The organism is Devosia sp. T2-14, from assembly GCF_055397495.1.
The window spans coordinates 241,726-262,945 of the sequence record NZ_AP027921.1 but is presented as its reverse complement, the minus strand read 5'-3'; the positions used below and the strand labels follow the sequence as shown (position 1 = coordinate 262,945).

Here is a 21,220-nt window from a genome sequence, read left to right as displayed (position 1 = left end):
CAAACCTTTACCTTGCCTTGAGATGTCACCACTTAAAGCCTTTACCCGGACCCGGGACGCGACGGGATCCGACGGAGTACCAGATGGCCACCAAGGCAGCACCTAAGCCCACCAAGGAAAACGAGAAGCCGGAAGCCGGCGCCCCGGCAGAGGCGACGAATGACAGCCCGCTACTCGACCTTTCCGACGCCGCCGTAAAAAAGCTCATCAAGGTCGCCAAGAAGCGCGGCTACGTGACCTATGAAGAGCTCAATGCGGTGATGCCCTCGGAAGAAGTGTCTTCCGAGCAGATTGAGGACTTCATGTCCATGTTCTCGGACATGGGTATCAACGTCGTCGATGAAGACGAAGTCGAAGAGACCGAAGTCGAAAAGGATGAGGAAGACCAGGGCCAGGAAGTGGCCACGTCCTCGTCCAGCACGGCTGTATCCACCACGTCCAACACCAAGGCCGGTGCCGATCGCACCGACGATCCCGTCCGCATGTATCTGCGCGAAATGGGTTCCGTCGAGCTGCTGAGCCGCGAAGGCGAAATCGCCATCGCCAAGCGCATCGAAGCTGGTCGCGAGACGATGATCGAGGGCCTCTGCGAGAGCCCGCTGACCTTCCAGGCCATCATCATCTGGCGCGAGCAGCTGGCGCAGGGCGAAATCCTGCTGCGCGACATTATCGACCTCGAAGCGACCTATGCCGGTCCCGACGCCAAGCAGGCCGCCCCCTCGCCGGATATGGTCAGCCTTAACGCTGCGCCCAAGATGGAAGCTGTGGTCGAAAAGACCAAGCCGGCGCCCAAGCGCGCCGCCGCCGCCAGCGATGACGAGGACAGCTATGTTCCTGAGGAGCCCCAGGCACCGCAGGATCCGGTCGAGGAAGACGACGACGAATTCGAAAACGCGCTGTCGCTTTCGGCGATGGAAGCCGAGCTTAAGCCGCAGGTCGTGGAGACCTTCGATCGCATCGCCGAAGCCTATGGCAAGATGCGCGAGCTGCAGGACAAGCACGCCGAAGACCGCGCGATTGCAGTTTCCGATGGCGACCGCAAGAAAATCGATGCGCTGCGTGCGGAAGTGATTGCCGACGTGAAGTCGCTGTCGCTCAATGCCGGCCGTATCGAGAACCTGGTCGAGCAGCTCTACGACATCAACAAGCGCCTGGTGAAGCTGGAAGGCCGCCTTCTGCGCCTGGCCGAGAGCTATGGCGTCAAGCGCGAGAAGTTCCTCGAGAGCTATTATGGCCACGAAGTGAACCCCGCCTGGGAAGCCGCTCTTGCTACGTTTGATGGCAAGGGCTGGGCCGAGTTCGCCAAGCGCGAAGCCGACACCATCCGCGACATCCGTTCGGACGTTGCCACGCTGGCCACCGAAGCCGGCCTCAACATCGCCGAATACCGCCGCATCGTGCACAAGGTGCAGAAGGGCGAGCGCGAAGCAGCGATCGCCAAGAAGGAAATGGTCGAGGCCAACCTGCGCCTCGTGATTTCCATTGCCAAGAAGTACACGAACCGCGGCCTGCAGTTCCTGGATTTGATCCAGGAAGGCAACATCGGCCTGATGAAGGCCGTCGATAAGTTCGAATACCGCCGCGGCTACAAGTTCTCGACCTATGCAACCTGGTGGATTCGCCAGGCGATCACTCGTTCGATCGCCGACCAGGCGCGCACCATCCGTATTCCGGTGCACATGATCGAGACGATCAACAAGATCGTCCGCACCAGCCGCCAGATGCTGCACGAAATCGGCCGCGAACCGACCCCCGAGGAACTCAGCGAAAAGCTGCAGATGCCCTTGGACAAGGTCCGCAAGGTGCTCAAGATCGCCAAGGAACCGATCTCGCTCGAAACGCCAATCGGCGACGAGGAAGATTCCAACCTCGGCGATTTCATCCAGGACGTGAATGCGATCCAGCCGATCGATGCGGCGATCCAGTCCAACCTGCGTGAGACCACGACCCGCGTGCTGGCGTCGCTGACGCCGCGCGAGGAGCGCGTGCTGCGCATGCGCTTCGGCATTGGCATGAACACCGACCACACGCTTGAAGAAGTGGGTCAGCAGTTCTCGGTGACGCGCGAACGTATCCGTCAGATTGAGGCCAAGGCCTTGCGCAAGCTCAAGCATCCGAGCAGGAGCCGCAAGCTGCGGAGCTTCCTCGACAATTAGTTCAACCGGGATGTCGCTCTGGCGGCATCCCGAAATTTCAATGTGGGTATCGGCATAGCGCCGGTATCGACCGTAGCCGGGCTGGGTGCCGAACGATGACTGTCAGCCCCGCCCGCCTCAAGGTTACCGCCGTCCGGGCCATTGTGCCGTTCAAACTGGTGGTTGCATTCTCCGATGGTTCGTCCGGCACATTCGATGCCGGTCCGATGATCGGGGAGCGGGGCGAAGGCACCGAACCGTTGCGGGATCGGCGCTTCTTCGGCACGGTTAGTCTGGCCAACGGCGTGCCGACCTGGCCAAACCACTTCGATATCTCGCCCGGCTGGCTGCGCGAGGAAATGGAAAGACGCGGCGAACTGATCTTGCCGCTGCCGGTACGCCGCAGGCGTTGAGCCGGCTCGTTTTGAGGGAGACGAACCGTGTCGTTTTGGAAGAATTTGTTCGGTGGTGGTTCGTCGAACGCAGAGCCTGCGGGCGAGAAATTCCTCGGTGAGGAGGCCTACAAGGGCTTTCTCATCAAGGCTCTCGAAATGAAGGTGGGCAGCGAATTGCAACTCGCCGGTCTGATCGAGAAAGACATTGGCGGCGAACTCAAGACCTACCGGTTCATCCGGGCCGACCGCATGAGTTCACGCGACGACCTTGTCGCTCTGGCGCTCGCAAAAGGGCGACAGATCATCGACGAGCAGGGCGAAGCAATCTTCCGCTAGCCCACCGACTAACCCGATTTCTGGCACATGCCGGTACTCGTGGACCATACAGGTCCTGCGAGACCGGCTTGCCGCATAGGAGAAACAGATATGGCCAAGAAACCAACCGCGCGCAGCGAGTTCGTGATGTTCGACGTCGTCTATGAGGACGGCAGCCAGCGTTCCAACCGAAAAGTGGAAGCCAGCCTGCTGGGTGGTCTGGACGGCGACGAGCCGGCCCGCACCGCCATCATGGAGCAGGATCGCGCCATTTCCGAAAAGTCCGGCCTGCCGCCACTGGCGATCAAGTCGATCACCCGCTCAGGCAAGTAATCATCTCACATCGGCGCACCAAGGGGTGCGCCGATTTGCTTTTGGGGTTCCGGTTACTGACCCAGCGCCTTGTCGACAGCCGGCTTCACCACCGTGCCGTAGAGTTCGATCGCCTTCATGACCTTGTCGTGCGGCAATGTCCCGACGCTGAGCTGCAGGCCGAAGCGGTCGTGCTTGAACCACTCATGCTGCATCAGGATCTTGTCGATCACTTCCTGCGGCGACCCCATGAAATAAGCGCCCTGCGGGGTGGCGCCGCCATCGAACTGGGCGCGGGTGGTTGGGGGCCAGCCACGCTCCTTGCCGATGCGTCCCATGGCCTCGCTGTGGGCCGGGAAGGCGATGTCGCGCGCATCCTGGCTGTCGGCGGCGATGAAGCCGTGTGAGCTGATGCCGACGGGCATGCTTTTGGGGTCGCGCCCGACTTTGGCAGCCGTTTCGCGATAGAACTGCACCAGCGGCGCGAACTGCTTAGGCTGGCCACCGATGATGGCGATCATCAGGGGCAGGCCATAGTAGGCCGCGCGCGCCACCGAATTTGGCGTGCCGCCGACCGCGATCCAGAGCGGCAGCGGGTGCTGCACCGGCTTGGGGAAGATCTCGATGCCCGGAATGGGCTTGGTGTGGGCGCCACCCGGCCACGCAACCTTGCCGCTCTCACGGATCTTCAGCAGCATTTCGAGCTTTTCCTCGAACAGCGCATCGTAATCGTTGAGGTCGAGGCCAAAGAGCGGAAAGCTCTCGATGAACGAGCCGCGCCCCGCCATGATTTCGGCACGGCCATTGCTCAACAGGTCCAGCGTCGAGAATTGCTGATAGACCCGGACGGGATCTTCGGAGCTGAGCACTGTGACGGCGGTCGAGAGGCGGATGTTCTTGGTGCGTGCGGCAGCGGCGGCAAGGATGGTCACGGGGGAGGACGCCACATAATCGGGCCGGTGATGTTCACCCAGGCCGTAAAAGGCCAATCCGAGCTGGTCGGCCAGCTCGATCTCTTCCAGCAAATCCCTAAGCCGTTCAGCAGGGCTCTGGAGGTGCCCGCCGTTCAGCGGGTCGGGCGTGTTTTCAGCGAATGAGTAGAGGCCGAGTTCCATCTGCGTAGCTCCTGGTTGGCTCACAGATGGCTTGCTGGTCCCCTGCGATCAAGAACGCACACCGGTGTAACCGCGCGCCCAATGACGCGCGGTTGCCAATGGGATCAGACGTTGCTGCCCGAAGGGGTGTAGGCAAAGGGTGAATGGGCCACGGCTGGAGCTTCTGGCGCCTTTTCATAGGCGGCGGCGTGGATCTCGGTGACCAGAGCCGGGGGCAGGCGGAGCTTGGTGGCGAGGGCGTCGAGATAGGCCCGTTCGGCCGCCGTATCGGCGGAAATGGCGACGAGCGAGGCCGCGTAGATTTCGGCGGCATGCTCGGGCGTGTCGGCGCGGGCGACGACGGCGTTGATATCGAGCGGGGACGACAGCTCGTCAAACACCCAGGCCTTTTCCTCGCTGGAAAGGGACATGGTCTCGAGCTTGGTGAAAATGGCTTCCTTTTCGTCGGCATCGATGCGGCCATCGGCCTTGGCAGCCGCGATCATGGCGCGCACGAGAGTCTTGCCGAGCTCTTCATGGGCCCGGGCATCCTGCGCTGGCGGGATGAAGGCGTCTTCGCGCGGTGCCGGGCCAGCTTGCTGGTTCTTCTGGTAGTTCTGCCAAGCATTGTAGGCGAGCCCGCCGACGGCAGCCATGGCGCCCACCTTGACGGCATTCTTGGTCAACTTGCCCAGTCCGCCCCCGCTCAGCAGCATGCCTGCCGCGAGACCGGCCGCGCCCGTCATGGCCGTGCGCTGGGCGTTGGGGTCACTCTGGAGGGCTTTGACGATCTGGTCGATGTTGAACATGGATGCTCCCGTTTTCTGTAGCCCCGCACATGGGGATGGATTGTGGCTCCTGCAAGGTGGTTTCCCTCCCCAAAAGCAAAGACCCCGGCGTGGGCCGGGGTCTCTTGACGGCCCCAGGGGAGGACTGGGGGCATCGGGGTGTGGATGATTAGTTCGCCGGGACGGCAGCCGGAGCAGGGGTGCTCGTAGCCGGAGCCGGGGTGGCCGGCGTTTCCGTGGCCGGAGCGGCCGGAGCCATTTCGGTAGCCGGAGCCGGAGCTGCGTCAGTCGTGGGGGCCGGGGTCACGGTCATCGGGGTGGGTTCGGCTGCCGGGGCGGTGGGCGCCGGGGTCATGGGTGCCGGGGCGACTGTGGGCTCGCCTGGGGCCTGGACTGCCGGCGTCCCATTCACGTCAACCGTTGTCGACGGGCCGGAATTGGCAGAAAACACCAGGTAGCCGATGGCCAGCAGTGCGAGGGCAACGATGATGCCGACGAACCAGCCAGTGCCACTGCTTTCGCGGGTGTAGACAGTCCGGTTGCCATCGTTGGTATAAACGGTATCGCGTTCAGGGGTAGCCATGATGTCGCTCCTTTGTTTCACCGTATGGCAGAGAAACGCGGGCATTTTGTTTTCGTTCCCGAACGCGTGATGTGCGTCGCTCAGGATTCAGGGCGCGAGAAAACACTCATGGATTCAGTTGCTTGTGCGCGGGCGATGTCCCGCGCGATCCGTCATGGGGACCCGAAGGGACCCGAAATGTCACAATTCGGGCGTTTTTGACTTCGGCGTCTTCTTGGAAATGCGGTCGATCACGGCCAGGAACAGCGCCGAGACGATGAACGTCAGGTGCAGCAGCGTGTACCACATGATCTGGTTCTCGGTGTATTGCGGCACGTTGAGGAAGATCTGCAGCAGGTGGATCGAGGAGATCGCCACGATGGTGGAGGCCACCTTGATCTTGAGCGAGCCGGCGTCGATCTGGCCGAGCCAGTGCACGTCGTCCTCGTGGTCGAAGCGCGACACGAAATTCTCGTAGCCGGATATGATGACCATCACCACAAGGCTGGCGATCAGCGCGGCGTCGATCAGGCCGAGGATCTTGAGGATGGTTTCGGTCTCGTCCATGCCGATCAGGTGGCTGGCGAAGTCCCAGAGCTTGAAGCCGAAGGCTACTGCATAGAGCGCCAGCGCGATGCCCAGGCCGATATAGAACGCCACCAGCAGCCAGCGCGACGCGAGGATCACGCTTTCGACGAAGATTTCCAGCCGCTTCATGGGGCGCTCCTGTTCGGGGCTGGAAGGGATAGCAATTTTCTGGAAACGCGCAAGGCGGCAGTTTCACGGATGGATGCGACAAATAGGAAAGGCCGGGTAGTGATGCCCGGCCTTTCCGCATTCATTGGGCCAGATTATCGGCCGGCGACCGTGATCAGCGGCGTGATGCGACGGATGGTGACCCGGCGGTTTTCACGTTCCGCCAGCTCGGTGCGGATCTTCAGGTAGCGCTCGCCATAGCCCTGGGTGGCAAGGTTTTCCGGCGGGACGCCATAGAAGTCGGTCAGGATGCGGGCCACGGTTGCGGCGCGCAGGTCCGACAGACCCAAGTTGGAGATTTCCGAACCCACCGCATCGGTATGGCCTTCGATCAGGAAGGTTTCGCCCGGATTGGTAGCCAGCAGCTGCAGCATGGCGTTGGCGACATTGGAGAGCGCGCCAACCTGGTCGCGGCCGATAGTGGCCTTACCGGTATCGAAGGTCAGGCCGCCCACTTCGAGCTTGCGCACGCTGTCGCGAACGCGGGCCGAACGCTTGACCTCGTCGATCGAGTAGAGGCGGGCAACCTGCTCAACCGGAGGCTGGGCGAAGAACTGTTCCACCTGGCGTTCATTGGCATTGCGGGCATCGAGCACGTAGTCGGTGACCGGGATGTTGAGACGCAGCGGGGGCAGGTCGCGACCCGGATCACGCCATTCAACGAGGTCGTTGTCGTAGCGGTCGTCGAAGTAGGCCAGCACATATTCGCGGCCCGAGGGGTCGAAGCGCGAACGGCGCAGGATGTCGCCATTACGGTTCCGCACGGTCACGATCTTGCTGCCATCGGGGCGGGTGATGGTTTCACGCACGCGGCCGTTGGTCAGGTTCTCGTAGTAGATCTCGTCCTGCTGCGGATTGTAGAAGCGGTCGGTATCCTGGCCGATCGAGTTGACGATCAGCTGCGTACCCACCTGCATGATGACCTGGGTGATGGCTTCACCCGGGGTCAGCGGCTGCACCACAACGTTGTTTTGCTGAACGTTGACCGTGGTGGAGTTGTCCACGACGTTGTTCTGCGTGCTGTTCGTGATGTTGTTCTGGGTGTTATTGGTGACGTTGTTCGTCGTGTTATTCGTCGTGTTGTTGTTCACGACGTTGTTCACCACCGTCTGGTTGATGATGGTGACGTTTTGCGGGAGCTGCTGGGGCGTTTCCTGCGCCTGGATTGCCAGTTCGGCAGGGGTGACTGCGGTACCCTGTTCGGCAGCCACGGAGACCAGAGGTTCCGCTGACAGCTCCTGAATCGCCTTGGACTGCGCAGCCTGATCGTCAGCCGGCGGCGGAGGCGGCGGAGTGTTGTCGACTGGTGCCGGCGGCGGTGCTTCGGCGCCCGGTGCGGCGACTTCGGCGTCCTTGGCGCTGTCGAGAACAGGCGCAACCTGTTCTTCGGTAATGCCCGGCGGAAGGATCTCGATGATTTCGGCCGGAGCTTCCGCAGCGGGCTGCTCAACCGGCGCAGCAGGCTCGACCGGTGCTGCCGGGGTTACAGGAGCAACTGGCGTCGGAGCAGGCAGGTTCGGCACGGCTGGCAGGCTCAAGTTGAACTGGGCCAGGCAGGCGTTGATGTCGGTCTGGCCAATGCCGGCGCAGAGCGCAGCAATTGCCCGGTTGGCGCCTTCCATCTTGGCCTGAGCGGCCGCGGCGTCACCACCGGATATGAGGTCGGCGACGGCGTCGGTATAGATATTGACCTGTTCCTGCAGAGCCGGGCCGATATCGGCCTGCGGCGCGACGGGCTGTGCCGGCGCGGGGGCAGGAGCTGGAGCGACTTCGGCGGGCGCTGCAGGGGCAGGCGCTTCAGCCGGGGTCTGTGCTGCTGCGGCAGCTTCCGCTGCAGCCTTGGCTTCAGCGGCGGCCTTGGCCTCGGCATCAGCCTTGGCCTGCGCATCGGCAGCGGCCTGAGCGTCCGTGGCGGCCTGAGCATCAGCGGCAGCCTGGGCGTCTGCTGCGGCCTTGGCATCTGCGGCCGACTTTGCCTCGGCGTCGGCCTTGGCCTGTGCCTCGGCGGCAGCCTTTGCATCTGCTGCGGCCTGTGCTTCGGCAGCGGCCTTGGCTTCAGCTTCAGCCTGAGCCTGAGCGTCAGCTGCTGCCTTGGCGTCCGCAGCGGCCTGTGCCTCGGCAGCGGCCTTTGCGTCAGCGGCAGCCTGCGCTTCCGCGGCCGCCTTGGCCTCAGCTTCAGCCGCTGCATTGGCATCGGCCGGTGCGGCAGCAGGCGTGTTGCCCGACAGGGCCGCGATGCATTCATCGATGCTGGCATAGCCGTTGACGATGCACAGTTCGGTCAGGCTGCCCCGCGCTGCTTCGAGGGCGGCGGTATCGCCGGATGCCTGAGCGGCCGCGTAGGCCTGGTACGCGGCGACGAGTTCGCCATCCTGCGCGCGAACGGTCATCGGCAGCATGGCCATCAGGCCAATGCTGGTGCCGGTCAAAAGCCAGTTTCTAAGGCGCATTGTTCTTTTCCTTTATGTCGTTTGACATTTGAGCCAAGCATCACGTGACCATCCTGAACGTAAACTGAATGGATCGAAAAACCAGATCGGTAATGCTCTTCCCTCGCCCAAGCCCCGAACGCCTCGGGTTGGCGATGGTTCCCCTTGTTGGCCGGCGGCACGTGGCCCGTTGATCATGGCGCCAATGGGGCGGAGTGGACGGTTCTGCCCAGGATGCGCTTGGACCGAATGCCCCGAACATGGTAGGCCGGAGCTATGCAGCAGGCCGTGGATACTCTCAGCATCGCGACGCAGGGGCAGGGCCTCTATGAGTTCACGCAGGCGGTTCGCCAGTTCGTGACGACAGCCGATGTCGCGATGGGTTTGCTGACCATCTTTGTCCGGCACACGTCGTGCTCCCTGCTGATCCAGGAAAATGCCGACCCCGGCGTCCAGACTGATCTCAATGAGTTCTTCCGGCAGCTGGTGCCCGAAGGCATGGATTGGGTGGTCCACACGGCCGAAGGGGCGGACGATATGCCCGCCCATCTCAAGGCGGCGCTGACCCAGACCTCGATCGGTATTCCTGTTGTCGATGGCCAGCCGGTGTTCGGCACCTGGCAGGGCATTTATCTTTTTGAACATCGCAGCCGCCCGCATCGGCGCGATGTCGTGCTGCACCTTATCGGAGATCGTTGATGGATTGGGCTACCCTGGCCGGTTACTGGCCGTTTGTGATTGGCCTGATGGCCACGGGCGTGGTGTCCGGCATTGCGGCGGGGCTGCTGGGTATCGGGGGCGGGGCGATCATCGTTCCGGCCCTCAGCACGGCGCTGCTGCTGTTGGGCTATGACTCCGATGTCGTGCAGCATGTGGCCGTCGGCACCTCGCTCGCGATCATCATTCCCACCGGCATCATGAGCGCCCGGGCGCACTACAAGCGCGGCGCGCTCGATCTCAATATTCTCAAGCTCTGGGCGCCCTTCATCGTCGCCGGGACCTTTATCGGCGGGCTGATGGCCGGGATGTTCTCCGGCGACGTGCTGCGCGTGGTCTTTGCCGTTATGGCCTTCCTCATTGCGGCCAACATCATTTTTGCATTCCAGACCAAGCTGATGGGGCATCTGCACAGCTCGTCGCTCACCCACCGCATCTCGGCCTTTGTGGTGGGCTATATTTCATCGCTGATGGGTATTGGCGGCGGGTCGCTCACCGTGCCGACGCTGGTGGCCTTTGGCGCCACCATGCATGCCGCTGTGGGCACGTCGGCGGCCGTGGGCGTGGCGATCGCCATTTCCGGCACGCTGGGCTTCATCATTTCGGGCTGGGGCGCCAGCGGCCTGCCGCCGCTGAGCTTTGGCTACATCAACCTTCTGGCGCTGGTGCTGGTGGCCGTATTGGCCGCGGTCTTCGCGCCGCTCGGCGCGGCTCTGGCGCACCGGCTGGACCAGAAGACGCTCAAATACGTATTCGCCGCTTTCCTGGTTTTCGTCGGCCTCAACATGCTCTGGAAGGTTGTGACCGGGTAAGATGCCAAAACAAAAGCCCCGCACTGGCGGGGCTTTTGCAGGCTATGAGGTTGGTGGGGACGCATTGACTACGGAGGAACGTCCCCACCGCCCAAGCCCCCCTTGTGAGGGGTATGGGGATTACTTGGCGCCGGAGTCCAGTTCCCACTGAACGTTGACGTTGATGGCAAAGGCCAGTTCGCCTGCTTCCACGGGAACGGGAGCGGCGGAAAGTGAATCTGCCCTTGCATACATCGGGTATGGCTGGGGAGAATTGTAGCCCTGAGTTTCAGAAATCGACTTGATTTCTTCCAGGGTGCCGCCGGCGAGGGTGGCATAGAGCTCGCCCTTGGTGCGGGCATCGGCGTAAGCGGCCTTGCGGGCTTCGTTGTAAAGCTCGGTCGGATCGGCCACGTCGAAGGTCACACCGTTGACGGTGTTCGCACCGACAGTCACGGACTTGTCGAGGATCGTGCCAAGCGTGTCGAGCTTGCGCACGGTGACGCTCACGGTATTGCTGACCTGGTAGCCATTGATCTTGGGCGGCAGGGTGTAGCCGTTGGCATCGCGCTCGTCGCTATAAACGTAGTTCGGGTTGATCGAGAAACCCGAGGTCTGGATGTCGCGGGCTTCGATGCCGATCGCCTTCAGTTCGGCAATCAGTTCGGCCATGGCTGCGGTGTTGGCGTCCAGCGCCTCGCGGGCGGTCGCGCCCTGAGTGTTCACTCCAGAATTGATCCGCGCCATATCCGGCGCTGCCATGACTTCCCCGCGGCCTTCGATGGTGATGGTGCCGGCATAAGCAGGCAGCGAGAGGCTGGCGAGCAGGGCAAAGGGAACGATGGCTGCAAGGCGACGCATGGGATTCTCCTATGTGGTCGGGGACTAGTCCCCATCCATTGCGTCAGTATTGCGGCGCACATGAACCGAAGTTGAACGGAATTGTGGACAGTCAAACGGCCGCATAAGTATGACTAACGCACCTTGCCTTGGAGGGTGCCGGTAGAGTAGGGACTCCACTAACATTTTAGTGGGGGAAGGCATGGCTGACAGGCATTATCCAGATGGCACCTTGCTGGGGCGGGCGCAGGTTCCGGGCCACGATCATCCCCGCATCGTGACGGTTCGTAACGGTGAGCTGTTTGATATCACGGCGCCCGGCTTTGCCACGGTCCGCGACATTGCCGAAAGCGGTGAGGCTGCCAAAATTGTTCAGTCGGCAAAGGGCGTTAGCCTGGGCAGCGCCGATACCGCAATGGCCAATTCTGTTGCCGGCGCGCGCGATCCGTCCAGGCCCAGCCTGCTCTCGCCAATCGACCTGCAGGCCGTCAAGGCGGCGGGCGTGACCTTCGTAGTGTCCCTGCTGGAGCGGGTCATCGAGGAGCAGGCGCGGGGAGACAAGTCGCGGGCCGATGCACTGCGCGGGGAGATTTTGGGCCTGATCGGCACCGATCTCAGTGAGCTGGTGCCCGGTTCGGAAACGGCGATGAAGGTCAAGGCGGCGCTGATCGAAAAAGGCGTGTGGAGCCAGTACCTTGAGGTTGGAATTGGCCCCGATGCCGAGGTGTTCACCAAGGGCCAGCCGATGAGTTCGGTGGGCCATGGCGCCGAGGTCGGGCTGCATCCGATTTCCAGCTGGAACAACCCCGAGCCAGAAGTTGCGCTGCTGGTGACCAGCAAGGGTGAGATCATCGGCGCGACGCTGGGCAATGACGTCAATCTGCGCGACGTCGAAGGGCGGTCGGCGCTGTTGCTGGGCAAGGCAAAGGACAATAACGCGTCCGGCTCGCTCGGGCCATTTATTCGTCTTTTCGATCAAGGCTTTACGCTCGAAACCGTCAAGCAGTCCGAAATCGCTCTGCGCGTTGAAGGCGAGGACGGCTTCGTGCTCGAGGGGCATTCCTCGATGCGCCAGATCTCCCGCACGCCGGAATCGCTGGTGGCTGCAACCATCGGCCAGCACCATCAATATCCTGACGGGCTAGTACTTTACCTCGGCACGATGTTTGCGCCGGTGAAGGATCGCGATGGGGTGGGCAAGGGGTTTACGCACAAGCTGGGCGATGTGGTTTCCATCTCGACGCCTGCGCTGGGGACACTGACCAATCGGGTCAACCTCTCCACCAAATGTCCGCCATGGACCTATGGTACCAGCCACTTGCTGCGCGATCTGGCCAAGGCCAACCTTCTCTAAGACCATTCCGAAAGGGCTCCGAAAATGGCTGAACTGCACAAAAATCTCATTGATGGAGAATGGGTTGGCTCGGACGGGGTCGAGAATATCAACCCGTCGAACACCGCTGAAGTCGTGGGCGTCTATGCCCGCGCCAGTGCCGAGGAAACCAGGCAGGCCATCGCCGCAGCCAAGGCCGCTTTCCCGGCCTGGTCGCGTTCGGGCATACTTGAACGGCATGCGATCCTGAACAAAACCAGCCAGGAAATCCTGGCTCGCAAGGCTGAACTGGGCGAGCTTCTGGCACGCGAAGAAGGGAAGACGCTTCCTGAGGCTATCGGCGAAGTCACTCGTGCGGCTCAGATTTTTGATTTCTTTGCAGGCGAGTGCTTGCGGCAATCTGGCGAAGTTCTTGCATCCGTGCGTCCTGGCGTGGGTGTCGAGATTACCCGCGAGCCGATCGGCGTCATCGGCATCATCACGCCGTGGAATTTCCCGATCGCCATCCCGACCTGGAAGCTGGCCCCGGCGCTTGCCTATGGCAATACCGTGGTGATCAAGCCGGCGGACCTGGTGCCGGGATCGACCTGGGCGATCGTCGATATCCTGGTGCGCGCCGGCCTGCCCAAGGGTGTGCTCAACCTGGTGATGGGCAAGGGCTCGGTGGTCGGCCAGACCATGCTCGAGAGCAAGGATGTGCATGCCATCAGCTTCACTGGCTCGGTGGCCACCGGCAAGCGCGTGGCGGCGGCGTCGATCGAGGTGGGGCGCAAGTTCCAGCTGGAAATGGGCGGCAAGAACCCGGTCGTCGTGCTCGATGACGCCGACCTCAAGGTGGCCGTCGAAAGCGTGGCGCAGAGTGCGTTCTTCTCGACCGGGCAGCGCTGCACGGCGTCGTCGCGCGTGATCGTCACCGAGGGCATCCACGACAGGTTTGTCGAGGCGCTGGCCGAGCGGACGCGCAACCTGCGGGTTGGCGACGCCCTGCACAAGGATACCGAAATCGGGCCGGTGGTCGATCCGTCCCAGCTCAAGCAGGACACCGACTATATCGCCATCGGCAAGGCCGAGGGTGCCGAACTGGTGGTGGGCGGCGATCTCCTCAAGAAGGAGACCGATGGCTATTTCCTGCAGCCGGCGCTGTTTGTCGGGGCGACCAACCAGATGCGGATCAGCCGCGAAGAGATCTTCGGGCCGGTGGCTTCGGTCATAAGGGTGAAGGACTATGAGGAAGCGCTGGCGACAGCCAATGACACCGATTTCGGCCTGTCAGCCGGTATCGTCACGACGTCGCTGAAATATGCCACCCACTTCAAGCGCAATGCCGAGGCCGGCATGGTGATGGTCAACGTGCCGACGGCGGGCGTTGATTTCCACGTGCCGTTTGGCGGCCGCAAGGGGTCCAGCTATGGCCCGCGCGAACAGGGCAGGTATGCGGCGGAGTTCTTCACGGTGGTGAAGACGGCTTACACCGCGGCAGGGTAGGCGCTGGAACTATGAAAGGGCCCCGGAGATGATCCGGGGCCTTATTTGTGTGTGCCTCTAGGCGGTGGCCACGTTTGACAGCGCCTGTTCGCCGATCAGGGTGCAGAGTTTGAAGATGCCGATCTCGATCTGGGCTTCGTCGCAGAGCGAGTAGTTGAGGCGCATGGTATTGGTGACCGAGCCATCGGGGTAGAAGGCCGCGCCGGGGACGAAGGCGATGTCTTGCCGGATGGCCTGTTGCAGCAGGGTGCGGGTGTCGATGTGGCTGGGGACCTCGACCCAGAGGAACATGCCGCCCTCAGGCTTTTTCCAGCGCATGCCAGGGGAGGCATAGCGATTGAGGGCCGCATCCATGGCGTCGCGGCGGACCCGGTAGACCTCGCGGTTGCGGGCGACCTGGGCGTCAAACCCGGCTTCGGCAACATAATGCATCACCATCTGGGCGGTGGTGGCGGTGTGAAGGTCCGCCCCCTGCTTGAGCATGGCGAGACGGCTGAGCAGCGCCTTGGGGCCGCAGACCCAGCCGATGCGCAGGCCCGGCGACAGGGTTTTGGAGAAGGTGCCGCAATAGAGCGTGCGTGTGGCTTCGATGGAACCGGCGGCTGCCGCATCGAGTGCGGCAATCGGGGGCAGGTCTTCGCCGTCGAAGCGCAGGGCGGAATAGGCGGCGTCCTCGACGATGACGGCGCCGAGCGTGCGGGCCTGATCGAGGGCAGCATGGCGGGCAGCGCGGCTCATGGTCAGGCCATCGGGATTGGCAAAATCGGGAACGAGATAGAGCATGCGCGGCGCAGCCTCGCCGGTGGGCTTGGGCCCCTCAAGCGGCAGGAACTGGGGCTGATAGGCCGAGAAGGCCTGTAGTGCGCCGAGATAGGTGGGGCGCGCGGTGACCACGCTGCTATCGGGATCGATCAACAGCTTGCCGATGAGATCGAGCGCCTGCTGGGAGCCGGTGGTGATGAGGATATTGTCGGCGCTGGCCGGCACGCCCTGGCGCCGCATATGCGCGGCGATCCACTCGCGTAAAGGCAGATAGCCCTCGGTGGTCGAATATTGCAGCGCTTCGCGGGCGATGGAGGGGCCGTTGAAGACGTGGCGGCACGCTTCCTGAAACAGACCCACATTGAACAGGGCCGGATCGGGGATGCCACCGGCGAACGAGATCATGGAAGGCTTGCCGACAAGCTTGAGCAGCTCGCGGATCTCCGAGGCCTTCATGGTTTGAGCGCGTGTCGACAGGCGAAATTCCGATTGACTCATTTTGTATCACCATAGATCAATACGAAAGATACAAGCACCGTAGTTTTGTTATGTCAATGGTGCTGACCTTATTTGTGATGTGAGTGCGGGACGGGCCGTGCTGACGGCGCAAGGCGAAGTAAACAGGGAGACCGAGATGAGCTTTGTCAGTGAATATCCGGTGGCGCCCGCTGAGATTGCGGTGGCCCACTTTGCCCAGCGGCTGGCGCTGGAAACCGACTGCGCCGATGTGTCGGCCTGCATGGCGTCGGGTGATGTGGATTTCGTGCTGCTGCATGTGGTGGGATCGGCCGAGGCCTTTGCACGCCGGCATGTGCCGGGTGCAACGCACCTGCCGCACCGCCAGATCACGGCAGAGCGGATGGCCGAGTGGCCCGATGACACGCTGTTCGTGGTCTATTGCGCGGGCCCGCACTGCAATGGCGCCGACCAGGCGGCGCTCAAGCTGGCGCGGCTCGGCCGCAAGGTGAAGCTGATGATCGGCGGCATTACCGGCTGGGCCGACGAAGGCTTTGCCTTTGCCAGCGGCGCGGACATGCGCGCGATTGGCTAGCCGCTGCCCACAACGCGCCGTCGCACCGGAATGGACAAAACGGGCGACGGCGGCATAGTGTCGATTCAATGAGTGATACATTGTCGAAATCGACAGATACAATGAGCCTGCCGGACAATGGCATGCTGCTGCATGAGCGGCTGGCCGAAGCCGTCGAGGCGGCGATTGCCGAGGGGCGTTACCGTCCCGGCGAGCGACTGCCGACGCATCGCCAGCTGGCCCAGCAATTTTCGGTGTCGATTGGCAGCGTGACGCGGGCCATCGATACGCTGAGCGCGCGGGGCGTGGTGCGCGGCGAAATCGGGCGCGGCACTTTTGTGCTCGACCGGGTGGATAGCGAGGCGGACGAGGGCGGGCCGATCGACCTGACCATCAACGCGCCGCCGCCGGTCGTTCCGCTGCATCGATTGTCCGAAGCGAGCGAGCTGGCCAACCGGCGGGCCCTGGCGCTTCCGCATGGCGGCTATGGCGACCTCAGTGGCTCCGAAGCACAGAGGGCGATGGTTGCCCGGTGGCTCAGTGAAACAAGGACGCTCGTTGCCGCCGACGAATTGCTGCTGATCAACGGCGCCCAGCAGGGGCTGCATCTGGCCTTTGCGGTGCTGCGCGACACCTCGCCGATCATCCTGACCGAAACGGCGAGCTTTCCCGGGGCACTGGCGGCGGCCGCCAATCTCGGGATGACGGTCGTTCCGGTGACGCATGACGACGAGGGCATGGATCCCGAGGCGCTGGACAAGGCGCTGGCGGAAACCGGGGCCAGGATTATCTACACGACGCCGGTGTGCCAGAACCCGCTGGGATTCGAGACCGGGCCGGACCGCCGCCGGGCAATAGCCGAGGTGGCGAAACGCCATGACGCCTTCATCGTCGAAGACGACATTTATGGATTTTACGCGGCCAAGGGAAAACTGACCTATCGCGACCTGCTGGGCGAGCAGGTGTTCTACCTCACCAGCTTTTCCAAGAGCCTGACCCCGGTGCTGCGGCTGGGGGTGATCGTGCCGCCAGCGCGGTTCAACGGCGCGGTGCGCAAGCGCCTGCGCGCGGAAAGCTGGGGCCTGCCGCCCTATGTGGCTGAGCTCACCGCGGCCATGATCGAAATCGGCGCGGCGCGCGAGGCGGTCGACGCATTGCGGGCGGAGTGCCTGGTGCGCACCGAACTGGCGCGGGACATGCTCGGGTTGGCCAGCGTGCCGATGCCGGGCGGGGCGCCCCATATCTGGCTGCCGATGAGCCCGGTAAAGGCCGAGCAGTTTGCGCGCCGGGCCAGCGAAGCGGGGGTGCGGCTGACGCCGCCATCGGCAGCGCAGGTTGGCAGCAGCCCGGTGGAAGGGGTGCGCATCTGCATCATGGCGCCACCGCAGCGCGCCGTGCTGCAGCGCGGCCTTCGGATACTGGCCGGACTGCTGAATAGTGACGAAAGCGACGTGGTCTAGCCGCCTAGAGCGGGAGGCCGACGTAGTTTTCGGCGAGGCTTTGCTGGGCGGCGCGCGAGGAGGCCAGGTAATCGAACTCGGCGCGCTGGATACGACGGCCAAAGGCGCCGGTTTCCGGGAAAGTGTGCAGCAGGCTCGTCATCCACCAGCTGAAGCGCTCGGCTTTCCAGATACGGGCCAGCACGCGGGTGGAATAAAAGTCGATGCCGGCGGCTGATTTCTCAGCATAGTTTTCGATGAAGGCATCGGCCAGGGCGGCGACGTCGCTCATGGCGAGGTTCAGCCCCTTGGCCCCCGTGGGCGGCACGATGTGGGCGGCGTCGCCGGCCAGGAAAAGCTTGCCGAAACGGAGGGGTTCGGCAACGAAACTGCGCAGCGGAGCGATGGATTTTTCAATCGAGGGGCCGGTCTGCACCTGGGCGGCGGTTTCGGGGTCGAGGCGGGCGCGCAGCTCATCCCAGAAGCGGTCATCAGACCAGGTGGCGACGTCTTCCTCGACGGGCACCTGCACATAGTAGCGGCTGCGGCTGGGCGAGCGCTGCGAGCAGAGCGCAAAGCCGCGGGCGTGGTGGGCATAGATCAGTTCGTGCGTCACCGGGGGCTTGTCGACCAGCACGCCGAGCCAGCCGAAGGGATAGACGCGCTCGAAGGTTTCGATGGCGCTGAGCGGCACGCTGCGGCGCGCGACGCCGTGATAGCCGTCGCAGCCAGCGATGAAGTCGCAATCGATGCGGTGGGTAGCGCCGCCCTTGGTGTAGGTGACGTAGGGGCTGGTGTCGAAGTCGTGCAGTTCGACGTTATCGGCCTCGTAGATGGTGGTGGCCTCTCGCGCCGCCATCAGGTCGCGGGTGACCTCGGTCTGGCCGTAGACCATGACATGCTTGCCCACGAGGTCGGCAAAATCGATACGCTGGTGCGTGCCATCGAAGCTGAGCTCGACGCCGTCGTGGATGAGGCCTTCGGCATGCATGCGGGCGCCGACGCCGGCCCGGTCCAGCAGGTCCATGCTGCCCTGTTCGAGCACACCGGCGCGAATGCGGCCAAGCACATAGTCGGGGCTTTTGCGCTCGAGAATGATGGCGTCGATGCCGGCCAGTTCAAGCAGGCGGCCCAGCATCAGCCCTGCCGGGCCTGCGCCCACGATAACGATTTGGGTGCGCATCGGCTCCTCCTGTCCTCGTGGCAAGCATGGGGCGAACCGGCACCCGCGCCAATGGACAGGCGGCGCAATCTATTGGATTATCCGAACATGAAATCTGTTCCGATCTATGCGCTTTACGGGGAGATGGAGGCCGACCGGCAGCAGGATTGGCTGCACTGGGAGAGCATCCAGTCGCGCAGCCGGCTGCATGATTACCTGATCTCGCCGCATCGGCATGAGCAGTTCTTCCAGGTGCTGAGCTTTACCGGGGGCAGGGCGCAGGTGACGCTGGATGGCGCGGTGTTCGACCTGGCGCCACCCGCCACGGTGATCGTGCCGGCACTGACGGTGCATGCCTATGCCTTCAGCGATGACATTGAGGGCGTGGTGCTGACCATGATGGCGCGCGATGTTCGGGCGACGGGCATGGACGCGCCGCGGCCGGGGGTGATCCTGGGGACTGGGGCGGTTACCGAGGCGATCGCCGCGCTGATCGCCGAGGCGGACCGGCCGGGCGAGGGACATGGGGTGGCGATGCGGGCGCTGCTGACGCTGCTGGTGGTGGCGATCAGCCGGGCGCGGCAGGACGAGGGGCAGGCGGTGGGCGAGGCCCATGACCGGGGCGCGCGGCACGCGCAGGCCTTCCGTGATCTCGTCGACGAGCGTTATCGCCAGACCCGCTCGGTGCAGGACTATGCGCAGGCCCTGGGCATCAGCCCGACCCATCTCAACCGGGTGAGCCGGCAGGTGCTGGGCACTTCGGCGCTGGCGGTGATCGAGCGGCGGGTGGCCCTCGAAGCGCGGCGGCAGCTGATGTTTTCGACGATGACGATCAAGCAGATCGGCGCCGAACTGGGCTATGACGATCCCGCCTATTTCACGCGGGTGCTCAAGCGCATGCTGGGCGTGTCGCCGGGGCTTTATCGCCAGCAAATGCAAGGCCATAGCGGTGGCGCGGAGCGAAATGAGCCTTAAGGCCTGCTTGCCAATCGGGGGGCGCAGACCTAGACAGGTTGGGTAGAGAAGGAAGCCATATGTCTGATCGTCCGTCTGTGCTGGCGCCATTCCGGCATGAGACATTCCGGATGCTGTGGTTCGCGACGCTGGTGTCGAACCTGGGCGGACTGGTGCAGTCGGTGGGCGCCGGCTGGATGATGACCACGCTGACCGACTCGCACAACATGATTGCCCTGGTCCAGGCATCGACGACCCTTCCGATTTTCGTCTTCTCCCTCGCCTCGGGCGCGCTGGCCGATAATTTCGACCGCCGCACCATCATGCTGATCGCCCAGATCGGGCTGATGGTAGTTTCGGTGTCGCTGGCGGCGATGGCGTTCCTGGGGATGCTCAATCCCTGGCTGCTGCTGAGCTTCACATTCCTGATCGGCTGCGGCACGGCGCTGTTCAACCCGTCCTGGCAGGCCTCGATGGGCGATATCGTGCCGCGCTCGGACCTGGCGGGGGCGGTGACGCTCAATGCCATGGGCTTCAACATGATGCGCAGCGTCGGCCCGGCCGTGGGCGGGGCCATCGTGGCGCTGGCGGGAGCAGCGGCGGCCTTTGCGGTCAATGCGGTGTCCTACCTGCCTCTGATCTATTCGCTGTGGCGCTGGAAGCCGGTGCGGCCGATCAATGTGCTGCCCCGCGAGCGGTTTGGCAGCGCGATGTGGGCCGGCATCCGTTACGTGTCGCTGTCGCCCAACCTGACCACCGTGCTGCTGCGCGGCTTCCTGTTCGGCTTTGCAGCGGTGGCGGTGCTGGCGCTGCTGCCATCGGCGGCGAACGAATTCATGGGCGGCGGGGCGCTGGTCTATGGCACGCTGCTGGGTTGTTTCGGGCTCGGCGCAATTGGCGGGGCCTTCGTCAATGCGCGGGTCCGCGAGCGGTTCAGCAACGAGGTGATCGTGCGGCTGGCCTGCATCGGCTTTGCACTGAGCTGCGTTGGCCTGGGGTTGAGCCGGGACGTGCTGCTCAGCCATTTCGTGCTGATCCCGGCCGGCATGTCGTGGGTTTTGGCGTTCTCGCTGTTCAACGTCTCCATCCAGCTGTCGTCACCGCGCTGGGTGGTGGGACGCGCCCTGTCGCTGCACCAGACCGCAGTGTTTGGCGGGCAGGCGGCGGGCAGCTGGATCTGGGGCCTCAATGCGGATTGGATCGGGCTGGAATGGACCTTTGCGGCGGCGGGCGTGGTGCTGCTGCTGTGTGCGCTGCTGGGCTTCAAGCTGCCGCTGCCGCAGTTCAACTCGCGCGACCTCAACCCGCTCAATACGTTCAACGAGCCGATCCTCAAGCTCGACCTGCGGGCCCGCAGCGGTCCGATCATGGTGATGATCGACTACATCGTCGATCAGAATGATATTCCGAAATTCCTTGAACTGATGGCGGCCCGGCGGCGCATTCGCATCCGCGACGGGGCCCGGCAGTGGGGACTGTTGCGCGATCTCGAACATCCCGAAATCTGGACCGAGACCTATCATGTGCCGACCTGGATCGACTATGTCCGGCACAATATGCGCCGCACCAAGGCCGATGCCGAGAACAGCGAACAGCTGCGCGCCCTGCATCGTGGCACCGAGCCGCCGCGCGTGCATCGGATGATCGAGCGGCAGACCGTGTCCCTGCGGGACGACATGCCGCTGGTGGATTCCGGGGACGTTTAGGGGGCGGGTCGTCTAGCTCCGGGGCTGCCCACGGACTTGATCCGTGGGCCTTTTTCGACGCCTGCGGTGACTGGGAGGGGCCCGCGGATCAAGTCCGCGGGCAGCGCTGGTGGTTGTTTGAGTACATGGTGTCACGCCCTCGTGGTTCGAGGCTCGCGAAGGGCTCGCGCCTCACCATGAGGGCTACTGGGTAGGGGGCGGGTGGTCCCGCCAAA

Annotated in this window: 20 protein-coding genes; 12 read left to right on the top strand and 8 right to left on the bottom strand. The window is 63.5% G+C overall.

Annotation, left to right across the window (positions count from 1 at the left end):
• The first annotated feature begins 83 nt into the window (after positions 1 to 83).
• The 4 genes from rpoD (at position 84) to ACZ5WT_RS01295 (ending at position 3,178) form a co-directional block, all read left to right on the top strand.
• Positions 84 to 2,156, top strand: coding sequence for an RNA polymerase sigma factor RpoD (gene rpoD, locus ACZ5WT_RS01310; RefSeq protein WP_464285585.1), 2,073 nt, complete (start codon positions 84 to 86; stop codon positions 2,154 to 2,156).
• Positions 2,157 to 2,251: 95 nt separating this feature from the next.
• Positions 2,252 to 2,548 (top strand): DUF2442 domain-containing protein, encoded by a 297-nt coding sequence (locus ACZ5WT_RS01305; RefSeq protein ID WP_464285584.1) that lies wholly within the window; start codon positions 2,252 to 2,254, stop codon positions 2,546 to 2,548.
• A 27-nt stretch (positions 2,549 to 2,575) separates the two neighbouring features.
• A complete protein-coding gene (locus tag ACZ5WT_RS01300) occupies positions 2,576 to 2,866 on the top strand; it encodes an HlyU family transcriptional regulator (RefSeq protein WP_464285583.1) in 291 nt (96 codons plus the stop codon).
• A 90-nt stretch (positions 2,867 to 2,956) separates the two neighbouring features.
• On the top strand, positions 2,957 to 3,178 hold the full coding sequence (locus ACZ5WT_RS01295) for a hypothetical protein (protein WP_464285582.1): 222 nt from the start codon (positions 2,957 to 2,959) through the stop codon (positions 3,176 to 3,178).
• A gap of 53 nt (positions 3,179 to 3,231) precedes the next feature.
• Here ACZ5WT_RS01295 and ACZ5WT_RS01290 read toward each other — a convergent pair whose 3' ends face one another.
• The 5 genes from ACZ5WT_RS01290 to ACZ5WT_RS01270 form a co-directional block, all read right to left on the bottom strand.
• Positions 3,232 to 4,272 (bottom strand): LLM class flavin-dependent oxidoreductase, encoded by a 1,041-nt coding sequence (locus ACZ5WT_RS01290; RefSeq protein WP_464285581.1) that lies wholly within the window; start codon positions 4,270 to 4,272, stop codon positions 3,232 to 3,234.
• Between the two features lie 104 nt (positions 4,273 to 4,376).
• Positions 4,377 to 5,060 (bottom strand): tellurite resistance TerB family protein, encoded by a 684-nt coding sequence (locus tag ACZ5WT_RS01285; RefSeq protein ID WP_464285580.1) that lies wholly within the window; start codon positions 5,058 to 5,060, stop codon positions 4,377 to 4,379.
• Between the two features lie 148 nt (positions 5,061 to 5,208).
• On the bottom strand, positions 5,209 to 5,622 hold the full coding sequence (locus ACZ5WT_RS01280) for a hypothetical protein (protein WP_464285579.1): 414 nt from the start codon (positions 5,620 to 5,622) through the stop codon (positions 5,209 to 5,211).
• A gap of 180 nt (positions 5,623 to 5,802) precedes the next feature.
• Positions 5,803 to 6,318 carry a TIGR00645 family protein gene (locus ACZ5WT_RS01275; protein ID WP_464285578.1) on the bottom strand — a complete coding sequence of 172 codons (516 nt, stop codon included), beginning with the start codon at positions 6,316 to 6,318 and terminating at the stop codon, positions 5,803 to 5,805.
• A gap of 134 nt (positions 6,319 to 6,452) precedes the next feature.
• The gene (locus ACZ5WT_RS01270) at positions 6,453 to 8,807 is read right to left on the bottom strand and encodes an OmpA family protein (protein ID WP_464285577.1); all 2,355 of its coding nucleotides are present in this window, start codon (positions 8,805 to 8,807) and stop codon (positions 6,453 to 6,455) included.
• Between the two features lie 255 nt (positions 8,808 to 9,062).
• Between ACZ5WT_RS01270 and ACZ5WT_RS01265 the strand changes: the two genes are divergently transcribed.
• Both ACZ5WT_RS01265 and ACZ5WT_RS01260 read left to right on the top strand, forming a co-directional pair.
• Positions 9,063 to 9,485, top strand: a complete 423-nt coding sequence (locus ACZ5WT_RS01265) for a secondary thiamine-phosphate synthase enzyme YjbQ (RefSeq protein WP_464285576.1) — start codon at positions 9,063 to 9,065, stop codon at positions 9,483 to 9,485.
• Complete coding sequence (locus ACZ5WT_RS01260) at positions 9,485 to 10,315, top strand: sulfite exporter TauE/SafE family protein (RefSeq protein WP_464285575.1); 831 nt, start codon at positions 9,485 to 9,487, stop codon at positions 10,313 to 10,315. Before ACZ5WT_RS01265 ends, ACZ5WT_RS01260 begins: the two co-directional genes overlap by 1 nt.
• Before the next feature lie 120 nt (positions 10,316 to 10,435).
• Here ACZ5WT_RS01260 and ACZ5WT_RS01255 read toward each other — a convergent pair whose 3' ends face one another.
• Positions 10,436 to 11,155, bottom strand: a complete 720-nt coding sequence (locus tag ACZ5WT_RS01255; protein ID WP_464285574.1) for an SIMPL domain-containing protein — start codon at positions 11,153 to 11,155, stop codon at positions 10,436 to 10,438.
• Between the two features lie 181 nt (positions 11,156 to 11,336).
• Here ACZ5WT_RS01255 and ACZ5WT_RS01250 point away from each other — a divergent pair, with 181 nt between their 5' ends.
• The gene (locus ACZ5WT_RS01250; RefSeq protein ID WP_464285573.1) at positions 11,337 to 12,488 is read left to right on the top strand and encodes a fumarylacetoacetate hydrolase family protein; all 1,152 of its coding nucleotides are present in this window, start codon (positions 11,337 to 11,339) and stop codon (positions 12,486 to 12,488) included.
• Positions 12,489 to 12,512: 24 nt separating this feature from the next.
• The gene (locus ACZ5WT_RS01245; protein WP_464285572.1) at positions 12,513 to 13,952 is read left to right on the top strand and encodes an aldehyde dehydrogenase family protein; all 1,440 of its coding nucleotides are present in this window, start codon (positions 12,513 to 12,515) and stop codon (positions 13,950 to 13,952) included.
• Positions 13,953 to 14,009: 57 nt separating this feature from the next.
• Here the strand turns inward: ACZ5WT_RS01245 and ACZ5WT_RS01240 are convergent, their stop codons facing one another.
• A complete protein-coding gene (locus ACZ5WT_RS01240; RefSeq protein ID WP_464285571.1) occupies positions 14,010 to 15,212 on the bottom strand; it encodes an aminotransferase-like domain-containing protein in 1,203 nt (400 codons plus the stop codon).
• A gap of 136 nt (positions 15,213 to 15,348) precedes the next feature.
• On the opposite strand from ACZ5WT_RS01240, the gene ACZ5WT_RS01235 reads away from it, so the two are divergent.
• Together ACZ5WT_RS01235 and ACZ5WT_RS01230 are read left to right on the top strand one after the other, a co-directional pair.
• A complete protein-coding gene (locus ACZ5WT_RS01235; RefSeq protein ID WP_464285570.1) occupies positions 15,349 to 15,765 on the top strand; it encodes a rhodanese-like domain-containing protein in 417 nt (138 codons plus the stop codon).
• A gap of 101 nt (positions 15,766 to 15,866) precedes the next feature.
• Entirely contained in the window at positions 15,867 to 17,204 is a 1,338-nt protein-coding gene (locus ACZ5WT_RS01230) for an aminotransferase-like domain-containing protein (protein WP_464285569.1), read from the top strand.
• Between the two features lie 4 nt (positions 17,205 to 17,208).
• On the opposite strand, the gene pobA is transcribed toward ACZ5WT_RS01230, so the two are convergent.
• The gene (gene pobA / locus ACZ5WT_RS01225) at positions 17,209 to 18,366 is read right to left on the bottom strand and encodes a 4-hydroxybenzoate 3-monooxygenase (protein WP_464285568.1); all 1,158 of its coding nucleotides are present in this window, start codon (positions 18,364 to 18,366) and stop codon (positions 17,209 to 17,211) included.
• Between the two features lie 87 nt (positions 18,367 to 18,453).
• Here pobA and ACZ5WT_RS01220 point away from each other — a divergent pair, with 87 nt between their 5' ends.
• Complete coding sequence (locus ACZ5WT_RS01220; protein ID WP_464285567.1) at positions 18,454 to 19,320, top strand: helix-turn-helix domain-containing protein; 867 nt, start codon at positions 18,454 to 18,456, stop codon at positions 19,318 to 19,320.
• 59 nt (positions 19,321 to 19,379) lie between these two features.
• Positions 19,380 to 21,005, top strand: coding sequence for an MFS transporter (locus ACZ5WT_RS01215; RefSeq protein ID WP_464285566.1), 1,626 nt, complete (start codon positions 19,380 to 19,382; stop codon positions 21,003 to 21,005).
• The last annotated feature ends 215 nt before the right edge of the window (positions 21,006 to 21,220 follow it).

Bases quoted from the DNA above. Each gene is read 5' to 3' on its own strand.
- rpoD (WP_464285585.1), top strand. From the start codon at position 84: ATGGCCACCAAGGCAGCACCTAAGCCCACCAAGGAAAACGAGAAGCCG.
- ACZ5WT_RS01305 (WP_464285584.1), top strand. From the start codon at position 2,252: ATGACTGTCAGCCCCGCCCGCCTCAAGGTTACCGCCGTCCGGGCCATT.
- ACZ5WT_RS01295 (WP_464285582.1), top strand. From the start codon at position 2,957: ATGGCCAAGAAACCAACCGCGCGCAGCGAGTTCGTGATGTTCGACGTC.
- ACZ5WT_RS01290 (WP_464285581.1), bottom strand. From the start codon at position 4,272: ATGGAACTCGGCCTCTACTCATTCGCTGAAAACACGCCCGACCCGCTG.
- ACZ5WT_RS01285 (WP_464285580.1), bottom strand. From the start codon at position 5,060: ATGTTCAACATCGACCAGATCGTCAAAGCCCTCCAGAGTGACCCCAAC.
- ACZ5WT_RS01280 (WP_464285579.1), bottom strand. From the start codon at position 5,622: ATGGCTACCCCTGAACGCGATACCGTTTATACCAACGATGGCAACCGG.
- ACZ5WT_RS01275 (WP_464285578.1), bottom strand. From the start codon at position 6,318: ATGAAGCGGCTGGAAATCTTCGTCGAAAGCGTGATCCTCGCGTCGCGC.
- ACZ5WT_RS01270 (WP_464285577.1), bottom strand. From the start codon at position 8,807: ATGCGCCTTAGAAACTGGCTTTTGACCGGCACCAGCATTGGCCTGATG.
- ACZ5WT_RS01265 (WP_464285576.1), top strand. From the start codon at position 9,063: ATGCAGCAGGCCGTGGATACTCTCAGCATCGCGACGCAGGGGCAGGGC.
- ACZ5WT_RS01260 (WP_464285575.1), top strand. From the start codon at position 9,485: ATGGATTGGGCTACCCTGGCCGGTTACTGGCCGTTTGTGATTGGCCTG.
- ACZ5WT_RS01255 (WP_464285574.1), bottom strand. From the start codon at position 11,155: ATGCGTCGCCTTGCAGCCATCGTTCCCTTTGCCCTGCTCGCCAGCCTC.
- ACZ5WT_RS01250 (WP_464285573.1), top strand. From the start codon at position 11,337: ATGGCTGACAGGCATTATCCAGATGGCACCTTGCTGGGGCGGGCGCAG.
- ACZ5WT_RS01245 (WP_464285572.1), top strand. From the start codon at position 12,513: ATGGCTGAACTGCACAAAAATCTCATTGATGGAGAATGGGTTGGCTCG.
- ACZ5WT_RS01240 (WP_464285571.1), bottom strand. From the start codon at position 15,212: ATGAGTCAATCGGAATTTCGCCTGTCGACACGCGCTCAAACCATGAAG.
- ACZ5WT_RS01235 (WP_464285570.1), top strand. From the start codon at position 15,349: ATGAGCTTTGTCAGTGAATATCCGGTGGCGCCCGCTGAGATTGCGGTG.
- ACZ5WT_RS01230 (WP_464285569.1), top strand. From the start codon at position 15,867: ATGAGCCTGCCGGACAATGGCATGCTGCTGCATGAGCGGCTGGCCGAA.
- pobA (WP_464285568.1), bottom strand. From the start codon at position 18,366: ATGCGCACCCAAATCGTTATCGTGGGCGCAGGCCCGGCAGGGCTGATG.
- ACZ5WT_RS01220 (WP_464285567.1), top strand. From the start codon at position 18,454: ATGAAATCTGTTCCGATCTATGCGCTTTACGGGGAGATGGAGGCCGAC.
- ACZ5WT_RS01215 (WP_464285566.1), top strand. From the start codon at position 19,380: ATGTCTGATCGTCCGTCTGTGCTGGCGCCATTCCGGCATGAGACATTC.